Origin of the sequence: Delftia sp. WY8, assembly GCF_018437695.1 — a bacterium.
In the GTDB taxonomy this organism is placed as follows: Bacteria; Pseudomonadota; Gammaproteobacteria; order Burkholderiales; family Burkholderiaceae_C; genus Comamonas; species Comamonas tsuruhatensis.
Genome location: NZ_CP049795.1, coordinates 985531 through 997862 on the forward strand (window position 1 = coordinate 985531; position 12332 = coordinate 997862).

Sequence of the window (12332 nt, forward strand, 5' to 3'; positions counted from 1 at the left end):
GCGTCAGGCGTTCAGGTCCAGCACCACGCGCCCTTCGATCTTGCCTTCATGCATGCGCGCGAAGATGTCGTTGATGTTCTCCAGCCGGTCGGTGGACACGGTGGCCTTGACCTTGCCCATGGCCGCGAAATCCAGCGACTCCTGCAGGTCCAGCCGCGTGCCCACGATGGAGCCGCGCACCGTCACGCCGCTGAGCACCATGTTGAAGATGGGCAGCGGGAAGCTGCCGGGCGGCAGGCCGTTGAGCGATACCGTGCCGCCGCGCCGCACCATGCCCAGCGCCTGCTCGAAGGCCTTGGGCGAGACCGCCGTGACCAGGGCGCCGTGCGCGCCGCCAATCTCCTTTTTCAGGTAAGCCGCAGGGTCCGTGGTCATGGCATTGACCGTGACCTGTGCGCCCAGGCGCCTGGCCAGCGCCAGCTTGTCGTCATCCACGTCCACCGCCGCCACGTTCAGGCCCATGGCCTTGGCATATTGCACGGCCATGTGGCCCAGGCCGCCGATGCCCGAGATCACCACCCAGTTGCCGGGCCTGGTGTCGGTGACCTTCAGGCCCTTGTAGACCGTGACGCCCGCGCACAGCACGGGCGCGATCTCGATCAGGTCCACGCTGCCGGGCAGCAGGCCCACGAAATTGGCATCGGCCAGCGCGTACTGCGCAAAGCCGCCGTTGACGGAGTAGCCGGTGTTCTTTTGCTGCTCGCACAGCGTCTCCCAGCCACCCAGGCAATGCTCGCAATGGCCGCAGGCCGTGTACAGCCACGGAATGCCCACGCGGTCGCCCTCCTTCACGTGGGTGACGCCCGCGCCCACGGCGGCCACGTAGCCCACGCCTTCGTGGCCGGGAATGAAGGGCGGATTGGGCTTGACGGGCCAGTCGCCCTGCGCCGCGTGCAAATCGGTATGGCAGACGCCGCAGGCCTCAATCTTCACCAGCACATGGCCGGGATCGGGCCTGGGCACCGGGACTTCCTCGATGGTGAGCGGCTTGCCAAACTCCCGCACCACGGCGGCCTTCATGGTCCTGTTCATTCGCGCCATCCTTTCTTTGCGTCAAAGTAGGTACAGCATTTCAGCGAAGAGCTCCGGCCGCCTTGATCGATATCAGGCACTGGTCCGGAAAAGACAAAAAAACGGGCAAGGAGAACCTTGCCCGTTTTCGGGAGATGGCAGAGCGGCAGGCTTACACGGGCTGGCCCACCAGGTCGTGACCCTGCGTGCCCACGATGCGCGCCTTCACGAAGTCGCCCACCTTGTAGGTCTTGCTGGCCTTCTCGGGCGGCAGCAGGTGCACCAGGCCGTCGATCTCGGGGGCATCGGCATAGCTGCGGCCCACGCCACCCTTCTTGCCCAGGCCCACGGACTTGTCCACCAGCACCTGCATCGTCTGGCCCACGCGCTTTTGCAGGCGCGCAGTGGAAACCTCTTCGGCCACGGCCATGAAGCGCGCGCGGCGCTCCTCACGCACTTCCAGGGGCAGCATGCCGGGAATCTCGTTGGCGGCAGCGCCTTCGACCGGGCTGTAGGCAAAGCAGCCCGCACGGTCGATCTGCGCCTCGCGCAGGAACTGCAGCAGGTGCTCGAACTCCTGCTCCGTCTCGCCGGGGAAGCCGGCGATGAAGGTGGAGCGGATCACCAGGTCGGGACAGATCTCGCGCCAGCGCTGCAGGCGCTCCAGGTTCTTTTCACCGTTGGCGGGGCGCTTCATGCGCTTCAAGACATCGGGATGGCTGTGCTGGAAGGGCACGTCCAGATAGGGCAGCACGCGGCCCGTGGCCATGAACGGAATGATCTCGTCCACGCTGGGGTACGGGTAGACATAGTGCAGGCGCACCCAGGCGCCATAGGGCTCGGCGATCTCGGCCAGCGTCTGCACCAGTTCGAGCATGCGTGTCTTCACCGGCTTGCCGTCCCAGAAGCCCGTGCGGTACTTCACGTCCACGCCATAGGCCGAGGTGTCCTGACTGATCACCAGCAGCTCCTTGACGCCACCCTCGAACAGCGCACGCGCCTCCTTGAGCACATCGCCCACCGGACGCGAAACCAGATCGCCGCGCATGGAAGGGATGATGCAGAAGGTGCAGCGGTGGTTGCAGCCCTCGGAAATCTTCAGGTAGGCGTAGTGCCTGGGCGTGAGCTTGATGCCCGCCTCGCCAAAGGCGCCCGGCACCAGGTCGATGAAGGGATCGTGCGGCTTGGGCAGATGGGTGTGGACGGCGTTCATCACCTCCTGCGTGGCGTGCGGCCCGGTCACGGCCAGCACGCTGGGGTGCACTTCCTGGATCAGGTTGCCGCCATCCTTGCCCGCCTTGGCGCCCAGGCAGCCGGTGACGATGACCTTGCCGTTCTCGGCCAGCGCCTCGCCAATGGTGTCCAGGCTCTCGCGCACGGCGTCATCGATGAAGCCGCAGGTGTTGACGATCACCAGGTCAGCGCCCTCGAAGGTCTTGGAGGTCTGGTAGCCCTCGGCGCTGAGCTGGGTAAGGATGAGTTCGGAGTCCGTGAGTGCCTTGGGGCACCCGAGGGAGACGAAGCCCACGCGCGGAGCGGCCGCGCCGGCAGGGGTTGTCATGGTTGTTGCGTCGCTCGTGGGGGTCATAGGGGCGATATTGTCCCAGTTCTGCGCGAACTTGGTAAACCGCCCCCGAACTTATCCCTGCAAGCTCAGCTATTGCGCTTGATCCCGAGCGCGCCCAGCATCTGCTCGGTCTGCTTTTGCATCTGCTCCTGCATCTGGGCGAACATGTTCTGCGACTGCTCCATATAGCTGCTCATCATGTTCTGCATGGCGGGCGGCTGCATGCGCATGAACTGGCTCCAGGCCTCGGGCGAGGTGCCCTGGGCCTGCTCGGCGAGCTTGTTCTGGAAGTCGGTGAACATCTGCACGTTCTTTTCCAGGTAGGAGCCCATGTAGCCCTGCATGGCGTGGCCGTAGAAACGGATGATGTTGGCCAGCACGGTCTCGGAGAACATGGGCGCGCCGCCCGCCTCTTCTTCCAGAATGATCTGCAGCAGGATGCTGCGCGTGAGGTCTTCGCCCGTCTTGGCGTCCTTGACCACCACGGGCTCGTTGCCCATCACGAGCTGCTTGACTTCCGTCAGCGTGATGTAGGAGGACGTGTTGGTGTCGTAGAGACGGCGGTTGGGGTATTTCTTGATCACGCGTTGGGCGCTGGGGGCGGCGGCTGTTGTCGTCTCTTGCATTGCAATGCTTCTCCTCTTGTACCTGCTGTACCTGTTTGCGCCTGCTTGCACCGGCTCATGCGGGCAATCGGCTATTGCACTGCAACAGATTCTAGGCAGCACCTGCAGCACCCGGCGCAGCAGTAACCCTGATGGGGATCAACGCATGCGACACGGCAAATGGCCGCCATGCAACCGTTGGGGCAAAAAAAATCCCGCTTGAAGCGGGATTTCTTTTTTGCAGCCCCTGGTGAGACTGCTTTGTTTGGTAGGCGCGATTGGACTCGAACCAACGACCCCCACCATGTCAAGGTGGTGCTCTAACCAGCTGAGCTACGCGCCTGTCGTTTGTTGAAGCCGCAAGTATAGCAGTGCAAAACAGGGCTTCCGGGCAAGTTGCGCAGTTTTTTGGATCAACCCGCCACCCTGGCGCGTTCCAGCATGGCGTGCATCAGCACATTGCAGCCTGCGGTGATGTCCGCGGGCGTGGCGTCCTCGATCTCGTTGTGGCTGATGCCGTCCTTGCAGGGGATGAAGACCATGCCGGCCGGCGCCAGCCGCGCCATGTAGACCGCATCATGCCCGGCGCCCGAGACGACGGGCATGTGCGAGTAGCCCAGGGCCTTGGCGGCGCGCGCCACCGCATCCACGCAGTCGGCATGGAAGGGTTGGGCGGGGTAGCTGGACACCAGGTTGATCGCTATGGGCAGGCCCGTCTCCCGGCTGATGCGGTCGGCCACTGCGCGGATGTCGGCGTCCATGGCTTCGCAGTCGGCATCGGTGGCGTTGCGCAGGTCGATGCTGAATTTGACCTGCCCCGGGATCACGTTGCGGCTGTTGGGATGGACCTGCACCATGCCCACGGTGCCGCGCCCGTGGGGCGGATGGCGGTGGGCGCAGGCCACCACTTCCTGCATCAGCTGCGCGGCCACTTGCAGCGCATCCTTGCGCAGGGCCATGGGCGTGGGGCCGGCATGGGCCTCCATGCCCGTGACCACGCAGTCATACCAGCGGATGCCCAGCACGCCGGTAACCACGCCAATGGTCCTGGCGTTGTCCTCCAGCACCGGGCCCTGCTCGATATGGGATTCGAAGTAGGCGCCGATCGGGTGGTCTCCCGGTTCCTGGCTGCCCACATAGCCGATACGCTCTAGCTCGCCCTTGACGGTCTTGCCTTCGGAGTCGGTGGCTGCATAGGCATGCTCCAGCGTGAAGGCCTTGGCGAACACGCCCGAGCCCATCATCACCGGCACGAAGCGCGAGCCTTCCTCGTTCGTCCAGAAGGCCACTTCGATGGGCGCTTCGGTCTCGATGCCGTGGTCGTTGAGCGTGCGCACCACCTCCAGCCCCGCCAGCACGCCGTAGTTGCCGTCGAACTTGCCGCCCGTGGGCTGGGTGTCGATGTGGCTGCCCGTCATGATGGGCGGCAGGCTGTTGTCGCGCCCGGGCCGGCGCATGAAGCCGTTGCCGATCTTGTCGATGGTTACCGTCATGCCCGCCTCGCGCGCCCAGCGGGTCACCAGATCACGGCCCTGGCGGTCCAGGTCGGTCAGCGTCAGGCGGCAGACGCCGCCCTTGGGCGTGGCGCCGATCTGCGCCAGCTCCATGAGTGAATCCCACAGCCGGCTTCCGTTGACGCGCAGCTGCGCGATGTCCTGCTTCACTTGGGTATCTGTATCCATTGCGGTCTCCTTGTCATGCGGGCTTCAGCGCGCCACGGCCGTGGGCTGCAGCGTGGCGGCGCGGCGTTGCACCGCATCGAAGTTGGGGCCGAAGGCAGGGCGCTTGATATAGCGCCCCTTGCCCTTCTCGGCACGCAGATCGCCCTGCGCATAGGCCACCACGCCCTGGCTGATGGTGTGGCTGGGCATGCCTTGTACGGTGCGCCCCTCGAAGATGTTGTAGTCGCCCTTGGAGCGCTGGGTCCTGACCGACAGGGTGTGCGTGGCAGCAGGGTCCCAGACGACCAGATCGGCATCGGCGCCCACGCCGACCAGGCCCTTGCGCGGATAGATGTTGAAAAGCTTGGCCGTGTTGGCCGAGGTGATGGCCACGAATTCGCTGGGCGTCAGCCGGCCGGTGTTCACGCCCGCATCCCAGATCACGGCCAGACGCTCCTCCACGCCGCCGGTGCCGTTGGGGATCTTGGCGAAGTTGTCCCGGCCCATGGCTTTCTGCGCGGCGCAGAAGGTGCAATGGTCGGTGGCCGTGGTGTGCAGCTGGCCCGACTGCAGGCCCTGCCACAAGGACTCCTGATGGCCTTTGGCACGGAAGGGCGGGCTCATCACATGGGCTGCCGCCTTGGCAAAGTCGGGGTCGCGGTACACGCTTTCGTCGATCACCAGATGGCCGGCCAGCACTTCGCCATACACGCGCTGGCCGCGTGCACGGGCCGCGGCAATGGCCTGCGCCGCCTCGGTGCAGCTGACATGCACCACGTAGATGGGCACGCCCAGCACGCCGGCGATGGCGATGGCGCGGTTGGCCGCCTCGGCCTCCACCATGGGCGGACGGGCCAGCGGATGGCCCTCGGGCCCGGTGATGCCCATCTTGGCCACTTCCTGCTGCAGCAGGTAGACCAGCTCGCCGTTTTCGGCATGCACCGTGGGCATGGCGCCCAGCTCCAGCGCGCGCTTGAAGCTGTTCACCAGCGTTTCGTCGTCGCACATGATGGCGTTCTTGTAGGCCATGAAGTGCTTGAAGCTGTTGATGCCCTCCTCTCGCACCAGCGTGCCCATGTCGGCATGGACGCTGTCGCTCCACCAGGTGACGGCCACGTGGAAGGAGTAGTCCGCCGCCGATTTCTCGGCCCAGCCGCGCCATTTGCGGTAGGCGTCCAGCAGCGGCTCCTGCGGATCGGGAATGACGAAATCGATGATGCTGGTGGTGCCACCGGCCAGCGCCGCCGCCGTGCCGGTGTAGAAGTCATCGGCCGTGACCGTGCCCATGAAGGGCAGTTGCATGTGGGTGTGCGGATCGATGCCGCCGGGCATGACGAACTGCCCCGAGGCATCGATCACCTGCGCCCCGCCCGGCACCAGGGCCGCCACATCCAGCCCCACGGCCGCAATCGTCCCATCCACACACAGCACATCGGCCTTCTCCTGCCGGTCTGCATTCACCACCGTGCCGCCACGCACCCATACCGAACCCTGTGATTGACCCATAGCGTCATGCCTCCTGTTGGTTGGTCCGGCCTATGCCTTGCTCAGCGCGGGCGCGCCCTTGGTCACCTGGCCTGCCATGCCGATGCGGTAGACCACGCCGGCAATGAACAGGCCGATGAACCATGCGTAGTCATAGGCATGCTTGAAGAAATCACCCACGTTCGGGAATGCAGCGGGGAACGCTGCGTGCAGGAAGCCGGGCAGGTTGGGCGCCACTCCCAGGGCGAAGGCGGCCACGGCCACCCAGTTCCAGCCGTTGGAGTAGCGGTAGACGCCCTCTTCCCTGTACAGGTCTTCCACCACCAGCTGCTTTTTGCGCACCAGGAAGTAGTCCACCATCAGAATGCCCGCGATCGGCCCCAGCAGTGCCGAGTAGCCGATCAGCCAGGTGAAGATGTAGCCCTCGGTCGATTCCAGGATCTTCCAGGGCATCATCACGATGGCAATGGCCACCGTCATGTAGCCGCCCACGCGGTAGCTGATCTTCCTGGGCGCCAGGGCGGAGAAGTCATAGGCCGGCCCGACCAGGTTGGCCGCCAGGTTCACACTCACGGTGTCGATCAGCAGCACGATCAGCGCGATCAGCACGGCCGCGCCCGTCATGCGGCTGGCGACATCCACGGGGTCCCACAGGGCCTTGCCGTAGATCACCACGGTGCCCGATGTCACCACCACCGCCAGCATGGCCAGCAGCCCCATGGGCACGGGCAGGCCGATGGCCTGGCCCACTACCTGGTCCTTCTGCGACTTGGCAAAGCGCGTGAAGTCCGGAATGTTCAAGGCCAGCGTGGCCCAGAAGCCCACCATGGCTGTCAGCGACGGCCAGAACACCGACATGAACTGGCCCGCCTTGGGGCCGCCCGGCGCGTACTGCGAAGGCTGCTCCATGATGGGGCCGAAGCCGCCGGCCTTCTGGTAGACCCATCCCAGCAGCACGAAGCAGATCAGGATCTTGAGCGGCGCTGTCCAGGTCTCCAGCTTGCGGATGGACTCGATGCCATGCACCACAAAGTAGAACTGGATCGCCCAGAACACCAGAAAGCACACCAGCTGCCCCACATTGATGCCCAGGCCAGCGATCTTCTCGCCTTCCAGCGGATGGCCCAGCAGCACGCCCAGCAGGGTGTAGATCATCATGCCGCCGAACCAGGTCTGGATGCCGTACCAGCCACAGGCCACCAGGGCCCGCAGCATGGCCGGCAGCTTGGCGCCGTGGGTGCCGAACGAGGCACGGGCCAGCACAGCGAAAGGAATGCCGTACCTGGCCCCGGCATGGCCGATGAGCAGCATGGGAATCAGCACGATGAGATTGCCCAGGAACACCGTCATCACCGCCTGCGACCACGACATGCCGTTCGTGATCATGCTGGCGGCCAGCGTGTATGCCGGGATGCACATCACCATGCCTATCCACAGGGCGGCGAAGTGGTACCAGGTCCAGGTGCGCTGGCTCGGCAGCGTGGGTGCGAGGTCGTGGTTCCACAGGCTGCCTGCGGACTCACCGGAATGCGGGGCATGCGACATTGCGAAGCTCCTTCTCGAAGAGAGAAATCACCAATCCATTGCTGATCCAGGGTCTGACCGTTTCCATCAAGCGCATTTCGTGCCAGGTCGGCCCGGATGCGGGCCGTGCGCCGACCTGCCGCAATGCCCCCTCTAGCCCTGCGCCGTCACGGCCTGGCGCATAGGGTTGTTCGGGTGCGTAGTCCAGTTCGCATACTCCCCGGTGACCGTCTGGCCGGTGCGAGGGTCCACCTCGCCCGGCTGCAGGCTGCGCATGGTGATGCACTCGGGCACGGGGCAGATGGACACGCACAGGTTGCAGCCCACGCATTCGGTGTCATCCACCTCGAAGCGGCGCACACCGCCCTCCTTGCTGAAAGTGATGGCCTGGTGGGAGGTGTCCTCGCAGGCCACGTGGCAGCGCCCGCACTGGATGCAGCTGTCCTGGTTGATGACGGCCTTGTCGATGTGGTTGAGGTTGAGGTCCTTCCAGTCCCTGACCGTGGGCACGGCCCGGCCCTGGAAGTCCTCGATGCGCGCAAAGCCGTGCGCGTCCATGTAGTTGGACAGCCCGTCGCACATGTCCTGCACGATGCGAAAGCCGTAGACCATGGCCGCCGTGCATACCTGGACATTGCCGCATCCCAGCGCGATGTATTCGGCCGCGTCCTTCCAGGTGGTGATGCCGCCGATCCCCGAGATGGGCAGGCCCGCTGTCTGCGGGTCGCGCGCGATCTCGGCCACCATGTTCTGGGCGATGGGCTTGACGGCCGGGCCGCAGTAGCCGCCGTGCGAGCCCTGGCCGTCGGTGCTGGGGTGCATGACCAGGGTGTCCAGGTTCACGCCCATCAGCGAGTTGATGGTGTTGATCAGGGACACCGCATCCGCCCCGCCGGCCTTGGCCGCCCGCGCGGGAAAGCGCACGTCGGTGATGTTGGGCGTGAGCTTCACGATCACCGGCAGCCGGCTGTACTGCTTGCACCACTGCGTGACCATCTGGATGTACTCGGGCACCTGGCCCACGGCCGCGCCCATGCCGCGCTCGCTCATGCCGTGCGGGCAGCCGAAGTTCAGCTCCAGCCCGTCGGCGCCGGTGTCCTCCACCATGGGCAGGATGCGCTTCCAGCTTTCCTCCACGCAGGGCACCATCAGCGAGGCGATCAGCGCGCGGTCAGGCCAGGCCTTCTTCACGCGGGTCATTTCCTCCAGGTTGGTGCGCAGCGGCCGGTCGGTGATCAGCTCGATGTTGTTCAGGCCCATCACGCGCCGGTCCTGCGCCATGAGGGTGGAGTAGCGCGGCCCGTTCACGTTGACCACATGCGGGTCCTCGCCGAGCGTCTTCCACACCACGCCGCCCCAGCCGGCCTCGAATGCGCGGGTGACGTTGATCTCCTTGTCCGTGGGCGGTGCCGAGGCCAGCCAGAACGGATTGGGGCTGGAAATGCCCAGAAAGCGGCTGCTGATGTCTGCCATGTCGATGCTCCTTGAAAAGCGCGGGCACAGCCGCTCAAACCCCGGCCGCCACGGCGCTGGTCAGCGCCTGGTGCATGGCTCGCGCGGCGACCTTGCCGTGCTCCACCGCCTGCACGGTCAGGTCCTGACCACCGGCGCGGCAGTCGCCGCCGGCCCACACGCGCGGCACGCTGGTGCGGCCTTCGTCGTCGGTGTCGATACGGCCGTCACGCAAGGCAATGGCCGCGCCCGCCGGCGTGGCGACATAGGTCTGGCCAATGGCCTTGAGCACCATGTCGGCAGGCACGTCGAACACCTCCTGCGTCACCTGCAGCCTGTCGCCCTCCATGCGGGTGCAGGCCATGCGCACGCCGCAGACCTTGCCGTCCTGCACCAGGATCTCCTGGGGCGCGGCCCACAGCCGCAGGTTGACGCCATGGGTCTGCGCCCATTCCTGCTCCACCCAGGAGGCAGACAGCGCATCCTTGCCCCGGCGGTAGAACATGGTGACCTCGTCGGCGCCCAGCAGCCGGGCCTGCACGGACGCATCCACCGCCGTCATGCCGCCGCCGATCACCACCACGCGCCGGCCCACCGGCACCGTGGATTTGTCGGCCGTCTGGCGGATGTCGGCAATGAAGTCCACCGCATTGCGCAAGCCTTCGGCCTGCGGCTCGGCCGCGCCCAGCGCATTGACGCCCGCCAGGCCCAGGCCGAGGAATACGGCGTCATGCTCTGCCAGCAGCGAATCCAGCGTGAAATCTCGTCCCAGCCGCTGGTTGTTGCGCGGCGTGATCCCGCCCACGGACAGCAGCCAGTCGATTTCCTTTTGCGCAAAATCACCGGGGGTCTTGTAGCTGGCCAGGCCGTATTCATTGAGCCCGCCCAGCTTGGGCCGGGCGTCGAACAGCACCACCTCGTGGCCCTGCAGCGCCAATTGGTGCGCGCATGTCAGGCCGGCAGGGCCAGCTCCGACCACGGCCACCTTGCGGCCCGTGGCGGCGGCACGCTGGAACAGCGGTGCACCACCGGAGGCCATGAAGGCATCGGTCGCATAGCGTTGCAGTGCACCAATTTCGACCGGCTTGTCTTCCTGGGTGTTGCGCACGCAGGCCTGCTCGCACAACTGCTCCGTGGGGCAGACACGGGAGCACATGCCGCCCAGCGGGTTGGCCGTCAGGATCTCGCGCGCCGCGCCACGGACGTTGTCCTGGGCGATGCGGGCGATGAAGGCCGGCACATCGATGCTGGTGGGGCAGGCCGTGGTGCACGGCGCGTCATAGCAGTAGTAGCAGCGCTCGGCCTCGATCAGGGCCTGGGCGCGGTTCAGCGGGGGGTGGGCGTCGGAGAAATTGGCCGCGTAGTCGGCCAGGTTCAGGCGGCCGGCGGCAATGCCGCAGGCGCGGTGCGAGGGGCTATCCATGGTGCATCCTCCAGAGTCAGGATTGAGGGCGTGAAGGGGGACACGGCATGCAGGGCCATGCCGGGCCATCTCGGACAACGCAAGGCGGCCCGCAGGAGGAACTCCTGCAAGGCCCCGGATCCAGCAACACAGTCTTCGGAGGTTTCATCGTGGTCCTCGCATGTGCAAGTGACGCCTCTTGTCGGGCGCACTGGGGGTGGAACGGAATTTACGCGGGTGAAAAAATTTACCAATCAGTAAAATCACCCAGAAAGTCGTCAGCAAGAAAGATGCCAGACAATCGCACCAAAATGGCGCCACTTATCTCCACTTACCATCTGCGCAATGGCAACCCTTTCTGACAATGCGCCCTCCTCCCAGGCCCGATCGGCCACGCGCAAGCCCACCGCTGCACGGCTGCGCAAGGAGCTGAACATCCTGCAGACGGCCGAACTGCACTTTGCGCAATACGGCTTCGAAGGCGCATCGCTGGAACTGATCGCGCACGACGCCGGCCTCAGCCGCCACAACCTGCTGTACTACTTCGCCAGCAAGGAGGAGCTGTATCTGCGCGTGCTGGGCGATGTGCTGACGCAGTGGCTGGCCGGCATGTCCGACCTGCTGCGCGGCGACGACCCGGCGGAGGCCCTGCGCATCTACATCCGGGCCAAGCTGCAGTCCTCGCGCGAGCGGCCCCATGGCTCCCGTGTCTTCACGCGCGAGGTGATGGCCGGCGCGCCCCGCTTCGGGCAGGCCATATCGAGCCAGGTAGGCCCGGCGCTGGCAGCCGACGTGCAGGCCTTCGAGCGCTGGGTGGCGCAGGGCAAGATTGCCCGCGTGGATTTCACCCACCTGATGTTCATCCTCTGGTCCGTGACCCAGGCCTACGCCGACCAGCAGGCCCAGTTCGCGCTGCTGCTGGGCCGGCCGGAACTGACCGCCGACGACTACGACACGGCGGCCGATCTGATCTACCGGCTGGTAATCCGTGGCCTGCAGCCGGATACCGCGGCTCTCGCACAATGAGCGCATGAATCACAGCATCCGCCTGAGACCCCTGGAGCGCGAAGATCTGCGCTCCGTGCATCTGCTCAACAACAATGCCGCCATCATGCGCTACTGGTTCGAGGAGCCTTACGAGACCTTCGACGAGCTTTCCGCGCTCTACGACGCGCACGTGCACGACCAGACCGAGCGCCGCTTCATCGTCGAGCACCAGGGCGATCGCGCCGGTCTCGTCGAGCTGGTGGAGATCGACCTGATCCACCGGCGCGCCGAATTCCAGATCATCATCGCCCCCGAGCAGCAGGGCCAGGGCATCGCAGCCCAGGCAACGCGGCTGGCGCTGGACTATGGCTTCAAGACGCTCAACCTGCACAAGATCTTTCTCCATGTGGACCAGGAGAACGAGAAGGCCATCCACATCTACGCGCGCATAGGATTCGTGCAGGAAGGCGTGCTGATCGACGAGTTCTTCGCCAACGGCCAGTACCGCAACGCCATCCGCATGTACCTGCTGCAAAACGACTACCTGCAGGCACAGGCCGGAGTCGGCACCTGACCTCCTGACAGAGGAGCGCGGGCCCTGCCCGCCTCCTTGACCGGCAAGTCTCCCCATCGTTGGC

The 12332-nt window shown here is 65.5% G+C and carries 10 protein-coding genes and 1 tRNA gene; 2 read left to right on the top strand and 9 right to left on the bottom strand.

What is annotated here, in order from left to right; all coding sequences use genetic code 11:
• Positions 1-3: 3 nt before the first annotated feature.
• The 9 genes from adhP to G4D77_RS04395 form a co-directional block, all read right to left on the bottom strand.
• Positions 4-1032 carry an alcohol dehydrogenase AdhP gene (gene adhP, locus G4D77_RS04355; protein ID WP_016445343.1) on the bottom strand — a complete coding sequence of 343 codons (1029 nt, stop codon included), beginning with the start codon at positions 1030-1032 and terminating at the stop codon, positions 4-6.
• A 151-nt stretch (positions 1033-1183) separates the two neighbouring features.
• Positions 1184-2572 (bottom strand): 30S ribosomal protein S12 methylthiotransferase RimO, encoded by a 1389-nt coding sequence (rimO, locus tag G4D77_RS04360; RefSeq protein ID WP_047468807.1) that lies wholly within the window; start codon positions 2570-2572, stop codon positions 1184-1186.
• A 92-nt stretch (positions 2573-2664) separates the two neighbouring features.
• The gene (gene phaR, locus G4D77_RS04365; RefSeq protein WP_016445296.1) at positions 2665-3204 is read right to left on the bottom strand and encodes a polyhydroxyalkanoate synthesis repressor PhaR; all 540 of its coding nucleotides are present in this window, start codon (positions 3202-3204) and stop codon (positions 2665-2667) included.
• Positions 3205-3449: 245 nt separating this feature from the next.
• Positions 3450-3526: transfer RNA gene (locus G4D77_RS04370), tRNA-Val, on the bottom strand.
• A 70-nt stretch (positions 3527-3596) separates the two neighbouring features.
• Complete coding sequence (locus G4D77_RS04375) at positions 3597-4865, bottom strand: Zn-dependent hydrolase (RefSeq protein WP_154834701.1); 1269 nt, start codon at positions 4863-4865, stop codon at positions 3597-3599.
• A 24-nt stretch (positions 4866-4889) separates the two neighbouring features.
• Entirely contained in the window at positions 4890-6350 is a 1461-nt protein-coding gene (hydA, locus tag G4D77_RS04380; protein ID WP_213757907.1) for a dihydropyrimidinase, read from the bottom strand.
• Positions 6351-6380: 30 nt separating this feature from the next.
• The gene (locus G4D77_RS04385; protein ID WP_016445279.1) at positions 6381-7874 is read right to left on the bottom strand and encodes an NCS1 family nucleobase:cation symporter-1; all 1494 of its coding nucleotides are present in this window, start codon (positions 7872-7874) and stop codon (positions 6381-6383) included.
• Between the two features lie 132 nt (positions 7875-8006).
• Entirely contained in the window at positions 8007-9326 is a 1320-nt protein-coding gene (gene preA / locus G4D77_RS04390) for an NAD-dependent dihydropyrimidine dehydrogenase subunit PreA (RefSeq protein ID WP_013803150.1), read from the bottom strand.
• A gap of 34 nt (positions 9327-9360) precedes the next feature.
• Positions 9361-10728, bottom strand: coding sequence for an NAD(P)-dependent oxidoreductase (locus tag G4D77_RS04395; protein ID WP_154834702.1), 1368 nt, complete (start codon positions 10726-10728; stop codon positions 9361-9363).
• Positions 10729-11052: 324 nt separating this feature from the next.
• Between G4D77_RS04395 and G4D77_RS04400 the strand changes: the two genes are divergently transcribed.
• Positions 11053-11733 carry a TetR/AcrR family transcriptional regulator gene (locus tag G4D77_RS04400; RefSeq protein WP_154834703.1) on the top strand — a complete coding sequence of 227 codons (681 nt, stop codon included), beginning with the start codon at positions 11053-11055 and terminating at the stop codon, positions 11731-11733.
• Between the two features lie 4 nt (positions 11734-11737).
• Positions 11738-12268: a spermidine N1-acetyltransferase gene (gene speG / locus G4D77_RS04405; protein ID WP_016445275.1), complete on the top strand. Its 531-nt coding sequence runs from the start codon at positions 11738-11740 to the stop codon at positions 12266-12268.
• The last annotated feature ends 64 nt before the right edge of the window (positions 12269-12332 follow it).